The organism is Photobacterium sagamiensis (genome assembly GCF_050337085.1).
In the GTDB taxonomy this organism is placed as follows: domain Bacteria; phylum Pseudomonadota; class Gammaproteobacteria; order Enterobacterales; family Vibrionaceae; genus Photobacterium; species Photobacterium sagamiensis.
In genome coordinates, this window is record NZ_JAKJSP010000012.1 from 42,936 (window position 1) to 67,914 (window position 24,979).

Consider the following 24,979-nt stretch of genomic DNA (forward strand, 5'->3'; position numbering starts at 1 on the left):
TAGAACCAGGTGAAGCATTTTGGTAAGGGGTGTGTTATGACGCAAAACTTAAACCTGAAAAAGTCCAGAACTCGGGAGGATAGAGAGGAAGATGTGGCATTGGAACAGCAGCAGTTTTTGACATTTTTACTGCGAAAGGAACTGTTCGCCATCAATATCCGCCCGATCAAAGAGATCATTGAGTATGGACAGTTGACAAAGGTACCGATGGTTCCTGAGTTTGTCCGCGGGGTTATTAATGTTCGGGGCAATGTGGTGCCCATTATTGATTTGTCGATGCGCTTCGGCTGGCCGACTACGCCTGTTACCAAGCGCAGCTGTATTGTGATTGTCGAAGTGGAGAGTGAAGGCGAGAGCCTTGAAATTGGTGTGCTAGTTGATGCTGTGAGTGAAGTTATCGATATTTCGCTGACAGATATTGAGCCGGCTCCCAGCTTTGGTGCCAAGCTTCGCACTGACTTTATCCAGGGGATGGGGAAAGTGAACGATGAATTCATTGTTTTACTGAATGTCAGCCATGTGCTGTCAGTTGATGAATTATCGTCGCTAGAGACGTTGCAAGAAGAGACCACATCCGCACTACCATAGTTTGCTTTTACTGCTGTTTTCAGAATGATCCATGGGCTGAATAGTGTCGTGGAGCAGGTAATTCATTTTAAAAAACAATAACCGGATTAATCCAGGGAGGCGTTATGCTTCGTTTTAGTGACATCAGGATGAGACCTAAGTTGATCGGCCTGTTTTTGTTGGTCAGTCTTATTCCACTAGCTATTGTCGTATCTATTGCAGTTAAATCAGCAGCGAATGCGTTGACGACTGAGTCCAATGATCAGTTGATCGCAATGCGTGAAGTCAAAAAGGCCCAGATAGAAAGTTACTTTGAAGAGCGCCAGAGCGATCTTAGTGTCTTGGTTGATTCCGTCGAGAATCTGCGTGTCAATACACTGGACTCGCTGTACGCAGCCAAAGAGAGTAAGCGTATTCAGATTGAGGGTTATTTTCAGGAAATGCAGGATGATATTATTATTCTTGCTGAAAATAGCGCGATATCAGAGGCGCTGTCAGGGTTTGATACGGCGTATCAAAATGAAGGCATGCAAGTCGGCGGCGAGGCCTGGCTGGCTGTGGATAACCAGTATGGGCCGTGGTTGAGTCGCTATAAAGAGCATTATGGCTTCTATGATCTGTTCCTGATTAATGTTGATGGTGAGATTGTCTACTCGGTTGCTCAGGAAGCTGATTTGGGGCAGAACATCAAAACGGGCACATTGCGAGACAGTGGAATTGGCCACCTTTTTAGCCAAGCACAATCTGCTGTCGCGATTGAAGATTTCGCCCCTTATGCCCCTTCTGATAATCAGCAGTCGGCATTTATTGGTGCGCCAGTCATCAATAATGGTGAGCTGAAGGGTGTGCTCATTATGCAGATACCAACAGAGGAAATCGATGCCATTGTACAGCGAGATGACAACCTCGGAGAGACGGTAGAGACGTATTTGGCGGGCAAGCAAGACGGTAAAGTCACATTGCGGAGCAATTATGTCAATAGTGACGGGGCAGAGCGTCTGATTGGTATGCCTGTGAGCGAACGTTTTGCTGATGAGACGCTGACGGGCAAGTCTGTTGGTAATATTTATAAAGATCGCAGCGGAAAGTTAAAGCTGGTATCAGCCTCTCCGTTGGAGATTAATGGATTGAGCTGGGCGCTGATCTCAACCATTGATCTGGAAGAAGCGTTTATTAGCAAACATGAAGGTGAGACGACTGATTTTCTGGCTAACTATAGTCAGAAATATGGTTATTACGATCTGTTCCTGATCCATCCTAAGGGGGAGGTGTTCTATAGCGTAACCCATGAAGCCGACTACCAGTCCAATATGATTGATGGCAAGTATGCAGATTCTAACTTAGGTCAACTGGTTCGCCAGGTGCTGCAAAGCCGACAATACGGGTTGGCTGATTTTACCCCTTATGCCCCAAGTAATGGCGAGCCGGCTGCGTTTGTCGCACAACCGGTGATTGAGAATGGCGAGATTCAGCTGGTTGTGGCTGTTCAGCTTCCGCTGGAACCGATCAATGCCATCATGCAGCAACGGAGCGGCATGGGAGAGACCGGTGAAACTTATCTGGTCGGTATGGATAAGCGAATGCGTTCCGACTCTTTTCTTGACCAGGAAGGGCGCTCGGTCATGGCATCTTTTGCCGGTACTGTTGAGCGCAATGGTGTCGATACCCAGGCCAGTAATGCGGCCTTAGGCGGTGAGACCGGTATTCTGCTGGCAAAAGATTATAACGGTAATAGCGTATTATCTGCTTATACCCGGGTAAATATCGGTGATACCTATTGGGCCCTGCTGGCCGAAATTGATGAAGCTGAGGTGAATGAGCCTATTTATAGCCTGCTTATGCTGGTCGGGCTGGTTATTGCGGTCACGATTGTGGTGATTATTCTGGTGGCTATGGTGGTCGCTTCGAGCATCACGCGTCCGCTGGCATCTGCATTACAAGTTGCAGACGCGATGGCCAATGGCGATCTGAACAGCCGGATCGAAACGAGCAGCAAAGATGAAACCGGCCAGTTATTACGCCGCATGGGGCATATGAGCAGCCAGTTGCGTCAGATCGTGGGTGATGTAAACAACAATGCAAACGGTCTTGCCAGTGCTTCTGAAGAAATTAGTGCAACAGCGCAGTCACTGAGCCAGGCAGCCAGCGAACAAGCGGCCAGTGTGGAAGAAACCAGTGCGTCGCAGGAGCAAATTGCCGCATCGGTCCAGCAGAATGCCGAAAATGCCAAAATAACCGATGATCGTGCGACTAAAGCAGCGTCGCAGGCCAAAGAGGGCGGAAGCGCTGTAAGCGAAACGGTTACCGCAATGAAAGAGATTGCTCAGAAGATCAGCATCATTGAAGACATCGCCTATCAAACTAACTTACTGGCATTAAATGCAGCCATTGAAGCGGCGAGAGCCGGTGAGCATGGCAAAGGTTTTGCGGTGGTTGCGGCAGAAGTGCGAAAACTTGCCGAACGCAGTCAGGTTGCAGCGCAGGAGATCAGCAATCAGGCCGGAGGGAGTGTTCAGGTTGCCGAGCAGGCTGGTCGTTTGCTTGATGAGATAGTGCCAAGCATCACCAAGACTGCAGAGCTGGTGCAGGAGATCGCGGCAACATCGGATGAGCAGGCCTGTGGTGTTACTCAGATCAGTGTTGCTATGGGGCAAATGGATCAAGTGACCCAGCAAAACGCGTCTTCTTCAGAAGAATTGGCATCGACTGCCGAGGAAATGAGCGCCCAGGCTGAGCAATTACAGCAGTTGATGAGCTTCTTTAAAATAGATGAGCAGCAAGCCGAAGGGCCTGAGTCTCATTCACTGAAGATAGTTGGAAATCATGCCAACTCCTCATCAGTCTCGATGATAAAAAAACCAGCCAGAAAGCTGGAAAGCAAACATCAAGAGTTGATCGAGGAGGATTTTGAAGCCTTTTAGCGCTTGTTTCTAAAGCAAAAGGGAGCCTTGTGGTCTGATCTCGGCCACAAGGCATTTATTTAAGGTGGTTTGGTTATATCCGGGGGGAAGGAGTTGTCTTTTCCGGTTATGGCAGAAAGGAGAACGCCATGAAGTGTGAAAGCGCGGCTCTGAATAAGCCAGATGAATTATTCAATCAGGACGCCATCTCCAACAGGGATTTTGCACGGTTTCAGCAGTTAATTTATGATCTTGCTGGTATCACCTTGGGGAATAACAAAAAAGTATTGGTGGTCAGCAGGCTGGCCTGTCGACTCAGACACTTTTCTTTAAATAGCTTTGCTGATTACTATCGGCTGTTAATGGACGATACGCCGGCAGGGGAGTTGCAGATAGTGGTTGATCTGCTGACCACCAATGAAACTCACTTTTTCCGAGAGCCGAAACATTTTGGGTTTATACAAAGAGAGATACTGGCTAAGAGATCACCGCAACAGCCGTTGCGTTGCTGGAGCGCCGTCTGCTCAACGGGAGAAGAGCCGTACAGTCTGGCCATGTTATTGGCGAGCACCTTTGGCGATGAAGCGGATTGGATGGTGTTAGGTTCTGATATTAATTCGCAAGTTTTAGCCAATGCATGCAGCGCGCAATATCCGAGTTCGCGACAAAGTGAAATCCCGACTCGTTACTTGCAGCAATATTGCTTAAAAGGTGTCCGTTCTCAGCAAGGCTCTTTGTTAATCAATCGCCAACTTCGCCGGCATGTTCACTTTAAGCAGATTAATCTCAATGGCTCGCTGCCTTCGTTGGGAACATTTGATTTTATCTTGTTACGCAACGTACTGATCTATTTTTCAGCGGAAACCAAGCAAGCCGTTATTTTGAAAATAGTGCCCTTACTCAAGCCAGGAGGGTATTTATTCGTTGGCCATTCGGAGACGATAAATGGGATCAGTGATCAACTGCGTCATATCAAGCCCAGCATTTATCAAAAGTTATGATACCAATCATATTAAATGATTGTGCAATAAGCTGAGTTGGTTTGCTGGAGAGTTCTTTTTGGTGGGTCATATGGAAAGAAAAAAAATCAAGGTAATGGTGGTTGATGACTCAGCCGTTGTGCGTCAGGTGGTTTCTTCTGTATTGAAGAGTGACAGTGAGATTGAAGTCTGCGGCGCTGTCGCCGATCCCCTGTTTGCGATGACACGAATGCGGATGCAGTGGCCTGATGTGATCGTACTCGATATAGAAATGCCCCGAATGGACGGGATTTCCTTTCTTAAAAAGATCATGGCAGAGCGGCCAACGCCAGTGGTGATCTGTTCCACATTGACCGAAAAAGGGGCCGATACCACGATGCAGGCAATTTCGGCTGGCGCGGTTGAAATTATTACCAAACCCAAGGTTGGCCTGAAAGGTTTCCTGCATGACTCTGCCAAAGTATTAATCAATGCCGTAAAAGCGGCCAGCCGCGCAAACCTGAAGCCACTTCAGCGTTCGATGGCATCAAATCTGAAAGTCAGGCCTAAACTCAGTGCCGACGCCGTGTTGGCGGAGAGCAAGACATCACGGCTTAAAACCACAGAGCAGCTGGTGGCGATAGGTACGTCGACGGGCGGAACTCAGGCGTTAGAGCTGGTGTTGAAGGCGCTGCCGCGGGTTTCACCGGGGATCGTGATCGTACAGCATATGCCGGAGAAATTTACCGCCGCCTTTGCCGAGCGGCTCGACAGCCTTTGCGAAATCAGCGTAAAAGAAGCTAAGCATAATATGCGCGTGCTCCCTGGCCAGGCATTGATTGCGCCCGGGGGGAAGCACATGCTGTTAAAGCGTAGTGGTGCCCAATATTATGTTGAAGTTATTGATGGTCCTTTAGTAAGTCGTCACCGTCCTTCTGTGGATGTGTTATTTCGCTCGGTGGCTCAATCGGCAAGTGGGAATGCGCTGGGCATCATCATGACCGGTATGGGGGATGATGGGGTCAAAGGTATGCTGGAGATGCGACGGGCAGGAGCTGTTACTCTGGCGCAAGATGAAGCCAGTTGTGTGGTCTACGGTATGCCCAAAGAAGCGGTTAAGTGCGGCGCGGTTGAACGCAGCTTGTCACTCTCAGAGATACCGCAAGCCATTCTCGATTGTAATCATTGACTATAACTAAGAGTTATCGTGTCCAAGCCATCGAATAAGGGCATTTCAGAATGCGCTTATTGTTTCTTTTATTCCTTATCATCGCTTTAATCCCTATCTTCGTTTCTCCTCATTTTTCTTTCACTACTGGTTTATTTGCATAAAAGTAATCACCTTGTAATAAATTTACAAAATTGTAACCATTTTTGCATTAAAACCCGTTTGAATAACAGGCAACTTATGAGCTGTATTATTTGGGAAGCGTCAGTTAGGTGCTGGCTGGAGCCTGGTTATGGATTGTCATGCAATGGGGAAAGGATTGCTTTCTACGTCTTGAATGAAAATTCTAAAAGATCACACTATTTATTAGATAATTCTCCATTACATGAGCCGGGTTATGCATGGTTTAATGTAAAACTCTCCTTGCTTGATAGGTGCGTTTTTTGTTTGCTGCATAAACATGTATAAAACACCTTGTAGTTCATTGGATTAAGGTTGTGAAAGTGACGTCATGAAAACTGCATATTTTCCCATCTGTAATTATCGATAAAACTGCTGAATGAGTGTGTGTTGCTCCAGGCTGGTCAATTTCATGGCTTAACCGCTAGAGAAATAGAAAAACTAATGAAGTTAAGGTAATAAAACGGTGGGATTGTCTGAATGATTGGCAGTTGTGGCACGGGAGTGGCGCCTTGGTAGCGAATCATGTTGAAAATGGGATAAAAAGTAGTTGTTAATTTACCAACATTTAAAATATTCGAGATCATATTTTGCTTAAAACCTGTTTTAATACGTAAATCAACTGGATGAACTCAAATAGCCAGTTCAACTCTCTATTATTTTGTTTATTGATAGCTTTATTTGCTGTCTATTGGTGGTTCGATATGTCTGTTAAAGGTCAGTTCAACATGCGCAATGCTGCGGCAGATACTTTTGCCATGGTTCTTTTTAGCTTTGTTACCGGCATGATGATTGAAGTTTTCGTATCTGGTATGACATTCGAACAATCTTTAGCGTCGCGAACCTTGTCTATTCCCGTCAATATTGCCATTGCGTGGCCTTACGGTGTTTTCCGTGATTATGTACTACGTACCGGCTACCGCCTGTCACCAAGCCGTTGGATGAAAGGTCTGTCAGATATGGTCGCCTACGTATTATTCCAGTCACCGGTATACGCAGGTATTTTGTGGGTAGTTGGTGCGGATGCAGACCAAATTGTGACAGCCGTTACTAGTAACGCCCTGGTATCTGGTGCGCTTGGTATCGTTTACGGCCAATTTCTTGATATTTGCCGTCGAATGTTTAAAGTGCCAGGTTACTATCAGGAAGCTTAGTCAGCGGCTTATAATCGGTAAATGAATATTAAACTATCGACATAATGGATGTGGTTTTTTATCTTTAATGGTTATTTCCAGTTGCGGGTGAGCAATGGAAATATCATGTTTGATGAATGTATTTTTGATCCGGCAATGCAGATCGTGGGTTAAGCTCAAACGGTGTCCGGTTTCTGCAGCATAAGCTCTGACTTCAAAATTCTGACTGTCAGCGGTCAGACCTAAAAAGAACACTTCCGGTGCAGGGGTATCTAATACCAATTCGCATTCTTCTGCCGCATCATATAATAGTTGGGTGACCAGCTCGCTATCTGCTAAATACTTCACGTTAATTGACAGGGTCACGCGTGTAATCGCATCTGACAGTGACCAGTTAACAAATTGTTCTGTCACAAATGCTTTATTTGGGACGATGACTTCTTTCCTGTCCCAATCGACAATCGTAGTGGCGCGTGTTTTTATTTTCGCTATTACCCCTGTGAGCTCGCGAATGGTAATGGTATCGCCGATGCGGATTGGCTTTTCAAATAAAAGAATTAAGCCTGAAATAAAATTAGCGAAGATCTCTTGTAAACCAAATCCCAGACCGACACCCAGCGCTGCGACCAGCCACTGCATTTTTGACCAGTCAAAACCGATCAATCCTGAACCGATAATGATCCCGAAAAAGATAGCAAAGTATCGGGTCAGCGAGGTGATGGCATAACCCGTTCCGGGACTGAGATCCAGATGCTGTAAGATCAGCAGCTCCATAGCGCCGGGTAAATCGCGGGTAAGAATGACGGTTAAACCCAAAGCCAATATTGCCAGCAAGATGCTTTTTAAGGTTATTGAGCTCAATTCATCAATGCCGTTTTCGGCGTTGGTGACATCCCACAAAGTGATGTCTTCCAACAAGGTGATTGCCTGATAGAGATCAGACCATATCCAGGCCAGCAGAGAAAAATAGATAAGTAAGAGTAGCGAACGCAGCAATCGGAGAGACTGGGCACTGATTTTATCTAAATCAACTTGAGGTTCTTCTATGTCGATCTGAAGTTCGCTATTGGCAAAGCTGTCTTCTTTTTCTTCCAGCAGTTCTGCCTGGCGTTGCGCCATTATCTCCTGTCGTTTCGCTTTAGCACGTTCAAAGGCTAAACGCCGTTTTTGGATGACCATTAAGCGTTTGATCAAATAGTAGATCAGCAAGGTAACAATACCCAGTACTGCAGATTCTTCGAGCTTAGTCATGATGGCTTGCGATGAGCCTAAGTAACCATTGAGGGCTGTGTAATTTAGCCCTTGAGGTATTAAGAGCAGTACCCACCAAAACAGATGATGACTAATGTGCAGTTTTCCTTCGGGTAGTTCACCATAAGTCATTGGTAGTTTTTCTTTCCACATGCGCCATAGAAAATAGCTGACAGCGAAGTTGCTAATAATGAAAGCCAGACGGCCTAACGTTGCTCTGACGTCAACATCACTGTACAGATAGGTAAAGTTTTGCAGCACCATCATGGGCAGGTAGACCCATAACAGACGGCGGTAATGGGAGAAGGTGCTTATGATAACGGGGGCATCCCAGTCGAAATGGCTGATAAAAAGACCATTTTTTCTCACCAGTTCACGCATAAAGCAGAAAACGACTAAAGCCATCGGAAGTGAAAGCGCTTGCCCCAGATGGTGAATAAAAGGGTACTGCCAGGCGGCACTCAGTAAAACACCAGCCAGCGCGACAATACTCGGAATGGGCCAGGCTAAGCAGAAGGAAAAAAATACATTCATGTAGCTAAATCTGAATTGATCCTGAGTCACTTTACCTATTTTCTTGCTGGTGCTTTCCAGATATCTCTTCCAGTGCTTTAGGCTCCAGCTCCAGCTGAAAAAAATTAGGGCGATAAACAGGCAGCCAACAAATAGTTTAAGTCCTTCAATGACTGTCGGCGCTTTGAGTAAATTTACCCACTGGAACGGAGAGAAAAACCATTTTATTTTTTCCCAGGTATCGGTGATCAGACTCCAACTAAAGGCATTGGCATCAGGGGCCCAAAACAGGCGTTTTGTCGCGTGGGTTTTGAGCTCAATGAGCATATTATTAAGTCTGTCATAAGCGACTTTTAACGTCGCCTGTTGATAGATCAATGAATCTGATGTGCTGATGACCTTATTCAGTAACGCCAGGTTAGTATCGATAAGTTCGTTTTCCTGATCTTGTTGTTTTGTGGTCAAACCTTCCGTTGATGGTCTTTTCGAACGTTCTGACAGTGCATCCAGTTGTTGCTGGTATTCGTATTTTTTTATCTGATTTTGGGCGATGTCTTTATCAAGCGCGTCGATGGGTGGATTGGCGGGCAAGCGATTTAAACGCGTACGCAGGCTTTCACTGAAAGCCGGGCTTAATTTGAGCCATTGTGACATGACCTCCAGATCATCAGCCGTTTTCGACACTTTTTTAATATTTTCGTTTGTCGTTTGTCTATGTTGCTGAACTTGCTCATTTTTCGCGGTGATATTACTTAACGACGTGGAAAGCCGTTTATTGATAGTAATCAGTTGTTTTATCTCTTGAGGCAGATCCGCTAAATTCTCTTGTAATTCATCACTGTGTACGACAGTTTCGTCGGCAGAGGTGCGAAGAACCCGGTTAAGCATATTTTGTAAATTATTCCGATACGCCTGTCTGGCCTCAATCTCCAGATTGATGAGCCGGATCTTAAGCTTGGCCAGGGTGCGGCGATTTCCCGCACTAAGCTGCTCAGCTTCGAGCATGTACACCTGGCTGATATAATACTGCTGAGCAATTTTGAGTAGTAAAATGGCGTCGTGGTTTTTGCTGTTATCTGTGGAAGTACTGTTGGTGTGTTCAGCCTGGGCGAGATCTTTTTCGGTGTTTTTTATCTGTTTCCGTAATTGATCGGATTGATAAGAAAACTCGTCAATACCATGTTCAATCTCTTGCCGTATGTTTTTATAACTTTTACGTGTTATTTCAAATTGCTCTAACTTTTTATCCTGCTCGGTAATTTCGAGAGAGAGTTGTTCTTTTCCCCAGCCAGTAAATTCTGGAAATTCAGTCGTTGAAAAATCCGCGATTTGTTGTTTGAGTTGTTCGGCCTGCTGCGGAAATGTTTCCAATAGCTGCTGGTAGGTACGGGTTTTATTATTGAATTCAGAGATTTTTTCAAGCTGGCTTTGAGCCTGTAAATAAGTCTCTAATTCCTTGATGGTTTCCGGGGTTTTCGGAAGCTGATTGAGTGCTTCGATCTTAGTGGTTAATGCTTGCTGAGATTGCTCTTGCTCATCGGCCCAGCCAGCAAAAGCCGCCATGAGCAACAGTAAAAGAGTGAGTAGATAAATCCCTTTTGTCATGGATATCCTATGTGAAGCTGAATGAGGTAAAAGCTGAAACCGAGAAAATGCCTGGTTAATATTTTTGAGTAACCTCAACATAAAAGTGTAGCAGTGAATAAAAACAAGTGATTGGTCCAAGAATAAAGCGATTTGATCTAATAGTCGGCAATTGAGCATCTATTGCAGAAAAGCCCTTGACCGTAAAGCATTAAGCCATTACATTAGCCGCCGTTGAGACGCACAGCGTTCAACAACAATGTGGTGAGGTGTCCGAGTGGCTGAAGGAGCACGCCTGGAAAGTGTGTATACGGCAACGTATCGAGGGTTCGAATCCCTCCCTCACCGCCATCATCTTTTAAGGTGAAAAAATTTGGAGAGATGGCTGAGTGGTTGAAAGCACCGGTCTTGAAAACCGGCATACGTTTATAGCGTATCTAGGGTTCAAATCCCTATCTCTCCGCCACATTCAAGAAAACCGCTGCACTAGCAGCGGTTTTTTTTCGTCTGAAATTCGTGAAATAAAAGACAGGGATGCAGAATCCTAGGCAGGGTTCAACCGAGCGTAGCGAGTTCACAACGGCTCTGCCGTTAGCCCGAAGGGCGCGAGCTTGCGAGCAGTAAATCCCCCTGTTTTTATGAAGATCAGCTCCGCCACATTTAAAGAAGCCAGCTTAATTGCTGGCTTTTTTACATCTGTCGCTGGGAGAACCAAGGGTTCAGCCGAGCAAAGCGAGACAACGTTGCTGGCCGAAGGCGTTTTATAGCAACGACCCGAAGGGCGAAGTAAATCCACCATACTCAGAGCACTCCGCCACATTTAAAGAAAACGCTACGCTGTCAGTTAATGCCGGTCAGCTTAACTGACTGGTATTAGCCGTATCAACCAGGGTAAGTGTTTGTCTTATCTCTGTTCTTCATAATTCATTGACATTTTGCGCTAATGCCATAGCCTTACACCATCTAACCAATGAGGCAATCGTCATCATGACCAGCAAAGAAATTTTTAATCCCGAACTATGGGATGAAGTCCCTGGCTTTGATTTTGAAGATATCACCTATCATCGCGCCAAAGCGCACGGTACGGTTCGTATTGCAATCAGCCGCCCTGATTGCTTGAATGCATTTCGCCCGAAAACCGTAGATGAGCTTTTCACTGCCCTTGACCATGCTCGCCAATGGTCTGATGTTGGCTGTGTACTGCTAACCGGTAATGGTCCGTCGAAGAAAGGCCAATGGTCGTTCTCTTCCGGTGGAGACCAACGTATCCGAGGTAAAGACGGATATAAATACGAAGGTGAAGAAGCTGGCAAAGCGGATGTTGCCCGCATGGGTCGCCTACATATCCTTGAAGTTCAGCGTATGATTCGCTTTATGCCAAAAGTCGTCATTGCTGTCGTACCAGGGTGGGCAGTAGGTGGCGGGCATAGCTTACACGTTGTGTGTGACTTGACTCTTGCATCAAAAGAACACGCTGTATTCAAGCAGACAGATCCTGATGTCGCATCATTTGATTCAGGCTATGGCTCGGCTTACCTTGCCAAGATGATTGGCCAGAAGCGTGCCCGTGAAATCTTCTTCTGTGGTTTTAACTACAGCGCACAAGAAGCCTATGATATGGGTATGGTCAATAAGGTTGTTGATCACTTTGAGCTTGAAAATGAAGCACTTGTTTGGGCGAAAGAGATCAACAGCAAGTCACCAACAGCGATGCGTATGCTGAAATATGGCTTCAACCTACCGGATGATGGCCTTGTTGGACAGCAGCTGTTTGCCGGTGAAGCTACTCGCCTGGCTTACGGCACCGATGAAGCACAAGAAGGCCGTGATGCCTTTTTGGAAAAACGTGATCAGGACTTCAGCCGCTTCCCTTGGCATTACTAAGTTCTCTTCCCTGATTAAAAAAAGTCCTGTTGAGCAGTAATGCCGATCTGTTAAGCGAGAAATAATCGGTTGAACGATCCTTTGAGGATGTCAAAATCCAGTATCTAACCTAGGTACTGGATTTTTTTATGCAGTTCTATCTAACATGCTTACGCGATGAAAGTTGTCTTTCATCGCATTCAACAACACTGGAATGAACAAGCTCTTTTTAATCAGAAATTACTCCCCCAATGATTTACAAAGATAAGTTGTAAATATATAATTTAAAATTATTAAACTAAATTGAAAAACCGCATTGCTAAACTGAACCCTGAACCTGGTGGATTTAATTAGTTATTTACTTTGTGATTTATCTGGCAATATATTTTTGACAAGTGGCGTTATATTCTTGACGGTTTTTATAAGTCTGAATTTCTGTTTATTTTCCGTACTAATCTTGAGTGTTTTTTAATTTGAAGTGTGTTTTTTATGTGGGTGAGTAATAACCAATTGTGACATGTAGCATTAGGTTTTCAATCATAACAATTAATTTTCCCTATAAAAAATACGGCTGCCATCAGATGTTCAATAATTAAGCTAATATGTTGAAATATGAATAGCTTACTGCATTTTGTGAAAATATAAGTTGTGCAATATATTCCTCGCCCATATAATCCGCGACAATTATCTATTATTGATATTTTCATCAGGAAATATATGAATCTTTCTCGCTTGCTCACAATTCGGCATCAATTATGGCTATTGATGGGACTGGGTTCTTTCGGTGTTGGTATTATTATCTGGATGAATGTGCAGGTTCACCAATTGAATAACCACCAGCTGACAATGTTGGAAGCGCGTTATTATCCGGCCATGGAAAAAGTGGTACAGCTTAATGGGTTACTGCCTCAGTTGGAGCAGCAATTTGAAACGGCGGTGATAACGGGAGATGAAGAGTCGTTAGAGGGTGCCTTATTACTGTCAGAAGACATGAAAAGTCAGCTGGCACAAGCGCGTACTTTTTTGCCTTCGCAACAAGAGAGCTTAGATACCATTGGGGATTTGCTTGCCGATTACTTTTCAAACGGCAATCAGTTAGCCCTTGCGTTGATCAACTTTGATCGGCCAATGGCTGAGCTGTCTGCACTTGCTGATGCTAATAGCAAAAGAAGGCAAGCCCTCGAAGATGAAATAAACACCTTGCAAAGCTATGTCCGTGGCCAAGTTGTTTTAATGATGGGTAACGCCAGAGAAAATGCTGAACAAGCAGGCACTCGTTCAATACTAACCGGTGGCATTAGTGTTTTACTGCTACTGGTCTTCGGTCAAGCTATCCGTCACTCAATTGGCCACTCTATTTCAATCGTAACTGTCCGTCTCAAGGAGATCGCACAGGGTGAAGGCGATCTTACAGTACGCATTGATTATGACGGTAAGGATGAAATGGCTGAGCTGGTTGAAAACTTCAACCTCTTTATTGGCAAACTGCAGACGACCATCTCTGACACAATTTGTAGTATCAACCAACTTAAATCTATCACGGGTCAGTTGACCGAGAGCAGCCAGGATACCAGCCGTCAGATAGGTGAGCAGTCGAATAATATTGAGCAGGTGACTTTGTCGGTCGGTGAAATGCTCCAAACCGTCAGTCATGTTGCTAAGTTTGCAAGCCAAGCTTCTGAGCAAGCCAATGATGCCAGTCGAAATGCCGATGACGGCTTTGCTGTTGTTCAGCAGACTGTAGAAGTCATTAATGAGTTATCAAATGAAGTCAAAGCAACCGCCGATGTTATCAATAAGCTGGCTGTCGACACGAGCAATGTCGGTGCTATTTTAGATACGATTCGAGGTATTGCTGATCAGACCAACTTATTAGCGTTAAATGCGGCAATTGAGGCGGCGAGAGCGGGTGAACAAGGGCGAGGTTTTGCGGTTGTCGCCGATGAAGTCCGCACCCTGGCGGCACGTACCCAGCAATCAACCGAAGAAATCCAGCAGGTGTTGGAAGAACTCCAAAATGCATCGAAGGTGGCGGTGTCGGCGATGCAGATGGGGCAAAAGAGTGCTGACGAAGGTGTATCACGCTCAGTACTGGCAGGTGAAAGCCTGCGTTCTATTACCCGTCAGGTAGCTGACATTACAGTGGTTAATGAGCAAATTGTGTCAGCCACAGAAGAGCAACACCAAACTTCCATCCTTATCCAACGTTTATTAAGTGAGTTTGGAGCGAGTGCAGCGCAGGTTAACTCTGCAACCAGCCGCCTCGACAGTGCGAGTGAACAACTGAGTAAAGTTGTAGGCCAGTTAAGTCACTCCACCTCGCAATTTAAAGTTTAATACCCCAATAATTGGAGAATAATAATGACAATCAAGGCATTTCGCCTATTGCCACTAGCTGCCCTGTGTGCGTTTTCAACTCAGGCACAGACAGAGCAGTCAGCTGAACAACGCATTGAGCAACTGGAGAGTCAGGTTGCGCTGTTGTCAGAACAACAGGCATCAACCTTGTCCGACCGCTTTACTTTTAATGGGTTTGCCTCTGTGGCTATGCAAGTGTCTGACAATGATGCAGGCTTTGCCGGCGCAACGAATCAGGCTGAATTTGACAACGGCTCGCTGGTGGGTTTGCAGGGCTCATTCAGTGTCGCAGAGGGGACCGATGTCACGGTACAGCTGGTCGCTCGCGGTGAAGACGACTGGGATCCCGAGGTGGAGTGGGCATTTATCAGCCACCGCTTTGATAATGGCTTAACGGCTCGTGCAGGTAAATTGCGCTTACCTCTGTTTATGTTATCCGATTACCTTGAGGTAGGTTACGCGCACCCTTGGGCGCGTGTTCCGGAAGAAGTGTATGGCACTGTGGTTGTTTCTTCATTCACTGGTATTGATGTCCTGTATGACATCGAACTGGACGAAAGTACGGTATCGCTACAGGCCTATGGTGGTAACCATACTCTGCCAACAAGTCAGAGTAGCTTTGGTGTTGAGACTAAGTTCCGTGACATTATCGGTGGTGTGGTTAGCTGGACGGATGAAACTGTCACTTTACGCGCCAGCTATACTCAGGCAGATGTCACTTCGAATAAAGACTGGAACGTTCTGCCTATGACAACGTTTGATTCAGATAAGGCAACCTTTATTGGCCTGGGGGCTCGTTACGATCAGGGGAATTTCTTTGCTTTAACTGAGCTGACCAGAACCGAAGTCGAAGGCTTTTATTCCGACGTGGATGCCGCTTACCTGACCTTGGGCTATAACGTGAATTCACTGACCCCTTATGTTTCTGTCGCCCGTTCAGAAACTCAGGATAACGAAGATCGTATGGCCTTCCAAAAAGGGCTGTTAGATATTGAACGCACCAGCTACAGTGCAGGTCTGCGCTGGGATGTGCAGTCCAACGTGGCGATCAAAACCGATGTTACCTACAGCACAGATTTTGGTGATACCCGGGGCGGTCTGAGTGGGGCTGTGAAAGATAGCACCATCGATGACACCATTGTTTATACCGTCAAACTAGATGTGATGTTCTAAGGGGATCCGCATGTTTAAAAAATCACTTTTAGCCCTGATGTTTTGTGCTTCGGCATTTGCCAATGCCGCGGTCGTTGTGGTAGCAAATCCGGGAGCCAATGATATTGATGCTGGCACGATTAAGAAAGTTTATCTTGGTAAAGCCAAATCACTAAACATTGAGGCACTTGAGCTGGAAGACGGCAACCCTTTAAAAGCCGAGTTTCACAGTAAGGTGACAAGTAAAACTGAAGCTCAGTTACAGGCGTACTGGGCCAAAAAGGTCTTTACCGGTAAAGGTAAACCGCCAAAAGCACTGACATCTTCTGCGCTGGTGAAAAACGCCGTTGCCAATCAAAGCAATGCGATTGGTTATATTGATGAAAGCGAAGTTGATAGCAGCGTAAAAGTCATTCTTCGTCCTTAATCTCTTTTTAAAGCCATCACTGCAAAGATGCTGTGATGGCTTTTTGTTATCTATTGAACATTCAGACCTTTAATAACCGTTTCGCCATCAACCTGGAAACAGATATCTTTGTCTTCCAAGGTCACATCGACGATGCATCGCTTTTTTCCTCCCTGATTGATCAGATAAGAAGCCAGCGGGTTTTCCAGCTGTTTTTCTATCTCACGGCGTAAGGGTCTGGCACCAAAATTGATGTCAAATCCGTCGGTTGCCAATTTGTCGATCACAGCTTCATCGACATTCAGGGTGATCTCATTTTCCAGCAGGCGCGATTGCAGCTCGGCAATCATCATATGGGCAATTAGCAGAACATGGTTTCGTTCAAGAAAATGAAAGACGATAATGTCGTCAAGGCGATTTAAAAATTCCGGCTTGAAGAAGCGTTTTACTTCCTGCAGGACACTGCGTTTGGCATCTTCATAGCTGGGGGTGACCGAGTACATGAAACCGATTTGCTTGCGATCGGGCCCCAGGGTTTCGACCCCGAGGTTTGAGGTGCCGATGATCACCGTATTGCGAAAGGAGACTTTTCTTCCCTGGGCATCGGTCAGGTGACCATCTTCGAGGATCTGCAGCAGCATATTAAAGACATCCGGGTGGGCCTTCTCAATTTCATCCAGCAGAATGACCGAGTAGGGGTTGCGCCGTACTTTTTCTGTAAGCTGTCCGCCCTCGCCATAACCAATATAACCCGGAGGTGCGCCGATCATTTTTGAAACTTCATGGCGCTCCATATATTCCGACATGTCTAGCTGGATAATACGCGACTCATCATCGAGCAAAAATTCGGTAAGGGCTTTTGCCAAGGCCGTTTTGCCTGAACCGGTCGGACCCAGAAACAGAAAGGAGCCTATTGGACGTTTTGATTGCGAAATACCGGCGCGGTTTCGGCGGATCGCATGAGATACGGATTTAATGGCATGATCCTGACCGGCAATGCGTTTATGCAAATTGGTTTCCATATGGCCAAGTTTATCGGCTTCCGATTCAACCATTCTTGCTATGGGGATGCTTGTCCACTTCGCTACAACTTCGGCAATATCTTCGGCGGTGACGACCTTTGCTGTGTTGGCGATGGTCTTCTGCCACGTCTGCCGCTCAGTATCGAGCTCTTCCAGTATCTTACTCAGTTCCATTTGATGAGAGGCGGCGGTTTCATAATCTTGTCGATCAAAAGCCGCCTGTTTTTTACTCAGTAACCGTTGACGCTTCTTTTCCAGTTTTCGCAATTTGGTCGGCATGGCGATAAACTGCAGGCGCTTGTGGGCGCCTGCTTCATCCAGCAGGTCGACAGCTTTGTCCGGCAGGTTGCGATCGGCAATATAGCGCTCGGATAAACGGGCTGCCGCTTGCAGCGCTTCGCTATCGTAGCTGATTTGATGGTGCTTTTCGTACTTGTGGCTAATGCCTTCAAGGATTTGTACGGTTTCCTCGACTGTGGGCTCTTTGACCAAAACAGGCTGAAAGCGGCGCTCCAGTGCTTTATCTGACTCGACGTACTTGCGATATTCATCAGTGGTATCGGCACCGATGGCTTGCAGGCTGCCTTTTGCCAATGCGGTTTTAAGCAGCGAGGGGGCGTCCAGTCCACCGGGTGTCGCTCCGGCCCCCACCACGGTGTGTAATTCATCGATAAAAAGGATAATACGTCCTTCGGCCTCTATGATCGCATCACGCACACCGATTAATCGCTGTTCAAATTCGCCGCGCATATTCGAACCCGCAACAATTTGTGCCATATCCAGCGATAATATGCGCTTATTGATTAACGTTTCCGGCACATCGGCTTCGGCCATGCGTTGGGCTATTCCTTCTACGATCACGGTTTTACCGACACCCGCCTCACCGATCAGCACCGGGTTATTTTTCTTGCGTCGGGAGAGGGTCTGGATCACCCGATCCATTTCTTCTTCGCGCCCGATCACCGGATCAAGTTCTCCCTTCAACGCTTGCTCGGTCAGATCTACCGTAAATTCCTTCAGTACGTTTACCCGGCTTTCAGCATCAGCGGTGGTGATAATATTCCCTTCACGTTTTTTCATTAACTCCGCCCGAACCTGGCTTTGGGTTAAGCCTGTTGTTTTCAGGATCTTGGCTGCAGGGCCGGACATATCGTCAAATAACGCGACCAGTAAAATGTCAGTCCCGATATAGGTATCACCGATGCGGTTGGCTTCCTGACTGGCAATTTCAAGGGCCTTATCGGCATCCGTGGCTGTCGTGATTTTTTCAATATTGACGTTTTGTTGCGGGGGATGCTGCTGATAGATGAGATCCATCATGGCTTTGCGTTTGGTGACATGATCAGGCAGCAAGGAGGTCAGAATATCGAGCGCCTCAGATTTATCCTGTAGTAACAAGCCCAATAGAATAAAGTCGGACGTCAGCGTATATGAATGCAGGCTAATCAGCTCGTTTACTGCTATTTGCAGTATTTCATGGACTTTCTGAGTGCTTTGATGAACGTATTGCTGAAACATGCCTAGCTCCTTGTCTGCTCCAAAAGAAGGCCGCTTTATACAGGCCCGCTATCTCCAGCAAGCCCTTGTTTTAATAATATAGTCCTAACTTTCCGCCTGTAGGTATTTTTTGTTATTTCTATCTGGTAGTTCATACCAATCGGGATCATTGTCCCGATTGGTATTAAAACCGGATCACACGGCTTTAGCTGAAGTTGACTTGTTACTTCTGTAATCCATAGAGGAGCTATGGGGGGGATTAGTGCCATCTCAAATTCATGGAATTGGTATTTCGTATTCATCGAGTAGTTGCTGTAATTCAGGCACACAACTTCCCCCAGCATTCCACACAATTAACTAATCGTTAAAATTCAAAGGATTAGGTCTTTTTGGTTATGAAATAGTGATGTGCTTTGCTTTTGTAAAAGCGAACAAAGATATTTACTACCTTCTTATTATTTTTGAACGAAATGCCAAGTGTGATTTAAATTTCATCTATCATTAATTGCTGCTCAAATGATTATGGTTAATAACAACGCAATCCATTTAACAAGAAGAACAGTTGAGCAAATCAACTAATGACCAGGAGCTTCAAGATGAAAACTCTGCTTAGAAGATGCGCGACTACACTGGTTGTTGCTAGCGCTTTTGTCGGAACTTCAATATCTGCTGCGGAGCAAGCCGTCAGCCAGGTACTGTTCAAAAATGTAAGTGTCTTTAATGGTATCGAAAACAAACTATACAAAGGCTCTAATGTTTTAGTTGAGGGCAACAAGATTGTTAGCATTTCAAATAAAGCAATCAAAGTTAATAAAGATGCATCCATTATCGAAGGTGAAGGCCGCACTTTAATGCCAGGTATGATCGAAGGTCATGGTCATTTAAATATGAATGGTACCTCGTTAGCTGACATTGAAAATAATAGAAATTGGGAAGAACTCGCTAGTCGAGCAGCAGCTAAAGCTAACATGTCATTAATGAGTGGTTTTACTAGCTGGCGTGATGCTGGTGGTATGGGCGCAGGTTTGCAAAAAACCATTGATGCAGGCTTACTAAACGGCCCTCGTATTTATCCAGCCGGTGCGTTTATCGGACCTACGGGGTCACATGCAGATTTTCGCAACTTCACAACACCAAATGAAACTGTATATGGCGCAAATTCAGCAGGTTCTCGTTTAGGCATGACCTTCACAGCAGACGGTGCAGACATGATTAAAGCAGGCGCACGTCAAAACTATATGCAAGGTGCTACACAGATAAAAATCATGTCAAGTGGTGGTGTTGCTTCTGCATTTGATCCGTGGCAGTTAGATGCTTACTCGGAAGAAGAGATTCAAGCTGCTGTTGAAGTAGCAAACGCTTACGGCTCTTATGTGATGTCTCATGCTTATAGCAAAAAATCAATTCTACGGTGCCTTAATAACGGCGTAAAAACTATCGAGCATGGTTTCATGTTTGATGGTGAGATCGCAGACTTAATGAAAGAGAAAGGTGCCTATATTACAACGAACATGCATGCATTCTCTCCTTACTTGGGCCAAATCGAAGCGATAAGTTCAAGCCCTGCTTCTTCACGTAAAGCAAAATCAGCACAAGCTGCATTTGTTAACTTTGTTGATAATGTTAATAAATACCAACCGAAATTTGGTTTCAATGCAGATTGTGTTGGTGGCATTGATTCTTGTCAAAAGCAAACCGATCATGAAATTTTCTTAAGTGCAAAACTTTTAGGTAACTTCTTCACTTTAAAATCATTGACTTCAGTTAATGGTGAAATATTAGCGCTATCTGGTGACGTTGTTAATCCATACCCTGAAGCTAAACTAGGTGTTGTTGAAGAAGGTGCGTACGCAGATCTGCTTTTAGTTGATGGTAATCCACTTGAAGATATCACTGTCATAGGTGGTAATGAAAAGTGGTTTGATGCTGAATCACGCGATGTTGGTGAGATCAAAACCATGCGCATTATCATGAAAGACGGGAAAATATACAAAAACACTTTATAATTCAATGAAATAAAAGCAAGAAAAGGCACTTGAAATACAAGTGCCTTTTCTTTAACAAAGCGTATAAATGAATTAACGTAATCACTCGCAACCAATTCCATTAATTCGAATAGTCCATGTTCGCACTTTTATACATATACTGATTTCATATGCTAAGTAAGGTTGATCTGGATATTTATCCCTATACTGAACAGGTCGATTTAACAAGAGAAAATAATAACCAAAAGGTAATTCAATGTTTTTTAAGCATAAAAAATCACTGGTTAGTTTCAGTTTATTATTGGCTATATCAATAAATTCAACATTAGCTTCCGATAAGGGAACAACCTTTGGTGGACCAGATAGTGTTGATAATACAATTGCCGATAATAAAAAAGGGCCTCAAAAAGCCTTTAGAGCGCGCTGGGCTGAAGATCATGGCTTTACTTTTGGTTTGGATTATCACGCACTTGGTTTAACTGCGACAAATACCCTGCCCGGTACCGATGAAAGTTCTGCTTCTGGTGTCGCTCGTTTTTATGGTTCATGGAATTTAATCGGTAGAGAGTCTGGTAATACTGGTGGTGTAGTGTGGAAGATTGAACATCGACACGCTTATACTGATACAGCACCGAAAGATTTCGGTTTGGGTAATATTGGTATGGCTGGCATGGCGGCCCCGGCATATAGTGACCAAGGTGGCCGTTTGACCAACTTGTATTGGAAACAAAAACTAAGTGTTGGGAAAACGTCGTTTATGGTCGGTTTTTTCGATACTACCGATTATGTTGATACGTACGCATTAGCTAGTCCGTGGTCAGGCTTTAGTAATTTAGTCTTTAGTACCGGCGCAGCTGCAATTGGTCTACCTGATGATGCGTCATTCGGTATAGCTGCCGGGCATATGTTTACAGATAACATTTATGGTATTGCTGGTATCACTGATGGTAATGCAGATTCAAGTAAACCATTTGATGGTTTTGATACTTTCTTTAATGAAAATGAATATTTCACTACAGCAGAGTTGGGTTGGACTGCCTCACAAGACCGCATTTATACCGACAATGTCCACCTCACTTATTGGCACCTTGATGGTGGTACAAAAAATAGTATTAAAGATAGCCAAGGCATCAACTTTTCAGTGAGTTATTTTGCTACGCCACAAATTATGCCGTTTATTCGAGGTGGTTTCTCTGAAGGTGATGCCACTTTACTATCAAGCTCGATTAGTGCCGGGTTTGGTTACTTTGGTTTGGGTACACCAACAAACAATCTTGGTTTTGCGATTAACTGGGGCGAGGTTAACGAAGAGGCATTTGGCAGTGGTTTTGATGATCAATACATAGCAGAAATTTATTACAATATCGCGATGACAAAACATATAAACATCACCCCAGATATTCAATATGTTAAAAATCCCGCATTAAATGGGGAAGATAATGTTTGGGTGTTTGGTATTCGCGCGGGTATTTCTATATAACTACAACAATACAAGCTACACACCTGACAGTTTTCTTTATAAAAAGATACTAATAATAAATGGTTGATTGCAGCCAGTTTATTTAAAAAAGCCAGCACGATTGCTGGCTTTTTTGTATTTGTTGATAATATTTAAGCGGATTCAATTAACTGCTCATCCAATATCAGCTGTAGTTCAGGCTCACAACTTCCGCAGCCTGTTCCGGCTCCGGTACATGCGCTGATTTGCTCAACACTATTTAGGTTTTGCTCACGAATAGCCTGGCAGATAGTGTTCTTTCCGACTTGTTTACAGGCACAAACCGTCTTACCTGCCGCCAGCTTTCCTTCTGCCGTTCCTGAAATCAACGACCGTTCAACGGTATCATCGATTGGCTCATCAAGCAGATTTTGTAGCCATTCCAGGTCTTGTTGCTGAAGATTGTGGGCGACCAAATAACAACTGCGTAGGCGTTGCTGCTCAATGCTGGCGTAGCGATATTGTCCTTTGCCAGAACCGTTGAAGCTAAGCTCCCGTCCTTTTTCATGCTGGCAATAACCGGAAAGCTGCAGCATGAGCTGCTCTGGTAACAAGTCACTCGCAATACGATATAAATACCCGCCCGTGACCTTCTGTCTGACCCAATAATCAAACTCAGTGATATCGAGGATTGTGTTCGACAGCAACATGGCTTCGCTTTTGTATACAAATGGGGTGATAGAAACGGGCGTATATTTATACTCCGGCTGGCCCGACAGGCGATCAGTCTCTGGGCTGATCAGGCTGCACACCTTGCCGGCACTGGAAGTGATGTTATTCCAGTGAATTGGCATAAATAGCTGACCAATACTGACTTTGGTTGAAACATCGACCCGAGCCTGAGCACTGCCCCAAGCACTGCAAACGGTGGCAATCTTGCCATTTTCAAGACCATAGCGCTGCGCATCATCGGGATGAACAGATATAAACGGCTCTGGCAGGTGAGCACCTAGTCGGGCCGACAAACCTGTTCGAGTCATGGTATGCCACTGATCCCGGATCCGGCCGCTGTTCAGTGTCAGTGGATGTTCTTCAGAGCATTGGATTGCGGGGGAGTGGTGCTGAACCGCAATAAATTGTGCTTTACCTGACGGAGTGAAAAAATGTCCGTTATGGAACATGCGCTTATGGGTGATCTGCTCTTCACGCTTTAGTACCGGCCATTGCTGAGGTGTCAGCTGGGCATATTGCCCGACACTGAGATCGGCCAGTCCCGTCAGATTGAGGTCTCGCTGAGTGTTATTTTTATTACTGTCATTACCGAGACCGGTCATTTTGACATATTCATCGAAAATTTCAGCCTCGTGCAGATAGTCAAATGCCTTAGTAAAGCCCATTTTTTTTGCGACTTCACTGATGATCCACCAGTCTGGTTTACCTTCGCCAGGAGTGGGAAGCAGGCGGCGCTGGCGCGAAATACGACGTTCGGAATTGGTGACGGTACCCGATTTTTCACTCCAGCCCTGAGCGGGAAGTACCACATCAGCACAACGGGTGGTATCGGTGTCGGCTATGCAATCTGATACAACGACCAGCGAACATTTTTCCAGTGCGCGTTTGATTTTATCGGCATCGGGCAGGCTGACTACCGGGTTGGTCGCCATGATCCATACCGCTTTTATTTTACCTTCATCAATCGCATCGAACAGCTCGATAGCTCTGAGCCCAGGCTGAGTGGCAAGGTTGTCAGTTTGCCAGTAATCACTGATCAGCTGGTGGTGCTGTTTGTTACCAAATTCCATGTGGGCTGCCAATGTGCTGGCTAAACCGCCGACTTCGCGTCCGCCCATGGCATTCGGTTGCCCTGTAACGGAGAAAGGGCCACTGCCGGGCTGACCAATGCGTCCGGTAGCTAGGTGGCAGTTGAGTATACTGTTGACCTTATCGGTGCCCTGAGTGGACTGGTTAACGCCCTGAGAGTATATCGTCACGACTTTTTCGGTAGTGGCAAAGGCTTTATAGAAAGCAGTGAGCTTATCTTCAGAAATACCGGTTTTTTGGGGCAGTGCTGCAGCTCCTTCTCTGGCATGAATGAGTGCCGGGATAAAGCCTTCGGTGTGGGTATCAATATAGCTTTGATTAATATTATCGGTTTGGTCCAGATAGTTCAGTAGCCCATTGAATAGGGCAACATCGGAGCCGGGGTGAATAGGCAGATGCAGATCGGCAATTTCACAGGTATCGGTAACCCGGGGATCAATCACCACCACATTAAGTTCAGGGCGCTGTTGTTTAGCCGCTTTGATGCGCTGATAGAGTACCGGGTGGCACCAGGCCAGATTAGAGCCTGTGATCACTATCATGTCAGCCAGCTCCAGATCCTCATAACAGCCCGGTACGGTATCTGAGCCGAAAGCGCGTTTATGACCCGCCACACTCGATGACATGCACAAGCGGGAATTGGTATCGATATTTGCGCTGCCAATAAACCCTTTCATCAGCTTATTGGCGACATAATAGTCTTCGGTAAGAAGTTGGCCTGACGCATAGAAGGCGACAGCATCCGGACCGTGTTCGGCAATAATGTCAGAAAATTGATTGGCGACATGGCTTAAAGCGGTATTCCAGTCACTGCGGACACCATGAATGAAGGGATGGCGCAAGCGACCGTCATGAATGACAGTTTCGCCCAGAGCCAATCCTTTTGAACACAGGCGACCTGAGTTTGCCGGGTGATCTTTATCACCTCGGACTTCGAGCTGGCCATTTGCAGTCGGCCTGGCTTCAATGCCACATCCTACACCGCAGTAGGCGCAGGTGCTTTTGACCCAAGGGGTGACTTTAGTTGCTGCCACAGATTATCTCCCAAGTCTGTTAAAGATGTTACTTCCGTTGTAATGAAGATACAGAGCAATAAACACGCCAGATTCATTTTTCGGGAAAAAGCTTTTAGAGAAGAGAGGGAAAACATATTAAAACACCCTGTTGCAAGCTAAAAAGCCG

The 24,979-nt window shown here is 45.5% G+C and carries 13 protein-coding genes, 2 tRNA genes and 2 pseudogenes; 14 read left to right on the forward strand and 3 right to left on the reverse strand.

Annotated elements, in window-relative coordinates:
• Positions 1-36 precede the first annotated feature (36 nt).
• From L4D76_RS02585 to L4D76_RS02605, 6 genes and pseudogenes are all read left to right on the forward strand, one after another.
• Positions 37-588 carry a chemotaxis protein CheW gene (locus L4D76_RS02585; protein WP_428439371.1) on the forward strand — a complete coding sequence of 184 codons (552 nt, stop codon included), beginning with the start codon at positions 37-39 and terminating at the stop codon, positions 586-588.
• Between the two features lie 128 nt (positions 589-716).
• Positions 717-2,609, forward strand: a pseudogene (locus L4D76_RS28925) (HAMP domain-containing protein); the annotation flags it as partial.
• Positions 2,601-3,488, forward strand: coding sequence for a methyl-accepting chemotaxis protein (locus tag L4D76_RS28930; protein ID WP_489686025.1), 888 nt, complete (start codon positions 2,601-2,603; stop codon positions 3,486-3,488). The pseudogene L4D76_RS28925 and the gene L4D76_RS28930, both read left to right, overlap by 9 nt.
• Positions 3,489-3,616: 128 nt before the next feature.
• Positions 3,617-4,468 (forward strand): CheR family methyltransferase, encoded by an 852-nt coding sequence (locus L4D76_RS02595; protein WP_428439372.1) that lies wholly within the window; start codon positions 3,617-3,619, stop codon positions 4,466-4,468.
• A gap of 70 nt (positions 4,469-4,538) precedes the next feature.
• Complete coding sequence (locus tag L4D76_RS02600; RefSeq protein ID WP_428439373.1) at positions 4,539-5,615, forward strand: protein-glutamate methylesterase/protein-glutamine glutaminase; 1,077 nt, start codon at positions 4,539-4,541, stop codon at positions 5,613-5,615.
• 863 nt (positions 5,616-6,478) lie between these two features.
• Positions 6,479-6,928 carry an L-alanine exporter AlaE gene (locus tag L4D76_RS02605; protein ID WP_428439374.1) on the forward strand — a complete coding sequence of 150 codons (450 nt, stop codon included), beginning with the start codon at positions 6,479-6,481 and terminating at the stop codon, positions 6,926-6,928.
• Between the two features lie 33 nt (positions 6,929-6,961).
• Here L4D76_RS02605 and mscM read toward each other — a convergent pair whose 3' ends face one another.
• Entirely contained in the window at positions 6,962-10,276 is a 3,315-nt protein-coding gene (gene mscM / locus L4D76_RS02610; RefSeq protein WP_428439375.1) for a miniconductance mechanosensitive channel MscM, read from the reverse strand.
• 242 nt (positions 10,277-10,518) lie between these two features.
• Between mscM and L4D76_RS02615 the strand changes: the two genes are divergently transcribed.
• From L4D76_RS02615 to L4D76_RS02640, 6 genes and pseudogenes are all read left to right on the forward strand, one after another.
• A tRNA-Ser gene (locus tag L4D76_RS02615) sits at positions 10,519-10,606 on the forward strand.
• Between the two features lie 24 nt (positions 10,607-10,630).
• A tRNA-Ser gene (locus L4D76_RS02620) sits at positions 10,631-10,721 on the forward strand.
• Positions 10,722-11,242: 521 nt separating this feature from the next.
• Positions 11,243-12,139, forward strand: coding sequence for a 1,4-dihydroxy-2-naphthoyl-CoA synthase (locus tag L4D76_RS02625; protein ID WP_428439376.1), 897 nt, complete (start codon positions 11,243-11,245; stop codon positions 12,137-12,139).
• A 1,326-nt stretch (positions 12,140-13,465) separates the two neighbouring features.
• A pseudogene (locus L4D76_RS02630) lies at positions 13,466-14,455 on the forward strand (methyl-accepting chemotaxis protein); the annotation flags it as partial.
• A gap of 24 nt (positions 14,456-14,479) precedes the next feature.
• On the forward strand, positions 14,480-15,649 hold the full coding sequence (locus L4D76_RS02635) for a hypothetical protein (RefSeq protein ID WP_428439377.1): 1,170 nt from the start codon (positions 14,480-14,482) through the stop codon (positions 15,647-15,649).
• 10 nt (positions 15,650-15,659) lie between these two features.
• Complete coding sequence (locus tag L4D76_RS02640; protein ID WP_428439378.1) at positions 15,660-16,055, forward strand: phosphate ABC transporter substrate-binding protein; 396 nt, start codon at positions 15,660-15,662, stop codon at positions 16,053-16,055.
• 50 nt (positions 16,056-16,105) lie between these two features.
• Here the strand turns inward: L4D76_RS02640 and L4D76_RS02645 are convergent, their stop codons facing one another.
• Positions 16,106-18,574: an ATP-dependent Clp protease ATP-binding subunit gene (locus L4D76_RS02645; protein ID WP_428439379.1), complete on the reverse strand. Its 2,469-nt coding sequence runs from the start codon at positions 18,572-18,574 to the stop codon at positions 16,106-16,108.
• A gap of 575 nt (positions 18,575-19,149) precedes the next feature.
• On the opposite strand from L4D76_RS02645, the gene L4D76_RS02650 reads away from it, so the two are divergent.
• Positions 19,150-20,559 (forward strand): metal-dependent hydrolase family protein, encoded by a 1,410-nt coding sequence (locus L4D76_RS02650; RefSeq protein WP_428439380.1) that lies wholly within the window; start codon positions 19,150-19,152, stop codon positions 20,557-20,559.
• 235 nt (positions 20,560-20,794) lie between these two features.
• Complete coding sequence (locus L4D76_RS02655; RefSeq protein ID WP_428439381.1) at positions 20,795-22,018, forward strand: carbohydrate porin; 1,224 nt, start codon at positions 20,795-20,797, stop codon at positions 22,016-22,018.
• A 131-nt stretch (positions 22,019-22,149) separates the two neighbouring features.
• Here L4D76_RS02655 and L4D76_RS02660 read toward each other — a convergent pair whose 3' ends face one another.
• On the reverse strand, positions 22,150-24,831 hold the full coding sequence (locus tag L4D76_RS02660; protein WP_428439382.1) for a molybdopterin-dependent oxidoreductase: 2,682 nt from the start codon (positions 24,829-24,831) through the stop codon (positions 22,150-22,152).
• Positions 24,832-24,979 lie beyond the last annotated feature (148 nt).

Bases quoted from the DNA above. Each gene is read 5' to 3' on its own strand.
- L4D76_RS02585 (WP_428439371.1), top strand. From the start codon at position 37: ATGACGCAAAACTTAAACCTGAAAAAGTCCAGAACTCGGGAGGATAGA.
- L4D76_RS28930 (WP_489686025.1), top strand. From the start codon at position 2,601: ATGAGCAGCCAGTTGCGTCAGATCGTGGGTGATGTAAACAACAATGCA.
- L4D76_RS02595 (WP_428439372.1), top strand. From the start codon at position 3,617: ATGAAGTGTGAAAGCGCGGCTCTGAATAAGCCAGATGAATTATTCAAT.
- L4D76_RS02600 (WP_428439373.1), top strand. From the start codon at position 4,539: ATGGAAAGAAAAAAAATCAAGGTAATGGTGGTTGATGACTCAGCCGTT.
- L4D76_RS02605 (WP_428439374.1), top strand. From the start codon at position 6,479: ATGTCTGTTAAAGGTCAGTTCAACATGCGCAATGCTGCGGCAGATACT.
- mscM (WP_428439375.1), bottom strand. From the start codon at position 10,276: ATGACAAAAGGGATTTATCTACTCACTCTTTTACTGTTGCTCATGGCG.
- L4D76_RS02625 (WP_428439376.1), top strand. From the start codon at position 11,243: ATGACCAGCAAAGAAATTTTTAATCCCGAACTATGGGATGAAGTCCCT.
- L4D76_RS02635 (WP_428439377.1), top strand. From the start codon at position 14,480: ATGACAATCAAGGCATTTCGCCTATTGCCACTAGCTGCCCTGTGTGCG.
- L4D76_RS02640 (WP_428439378.1), top strand. From the start codon at position 15,660: ATGTTTAAAAAATCACTTTTAGCCCTGATGTTTTGTGCTTCGGCATTT.
- L4D76_RS02645 (WP_428439379.1), bottom strand. From the start codon at position 18,574: ATGTTTCAGCAATACGTTCATCAAAGCACTCAGAAAGTCCATGAAATA.
- L4D76_RS02650 (WP_428439380.1), top strand. From the start codon at position 19,150: ATGAAAACTCTGCTTAGAAGATGCGCGACTACACTGGTTGTTGCTAGC.
- L4D76_RS02655 (WP_428439381.1), top strand. From the start codon at position 20,795: ATGTTTTTTAAGCATAAAAAATCACTGGTTAGTTTCAGTTTATTATTG.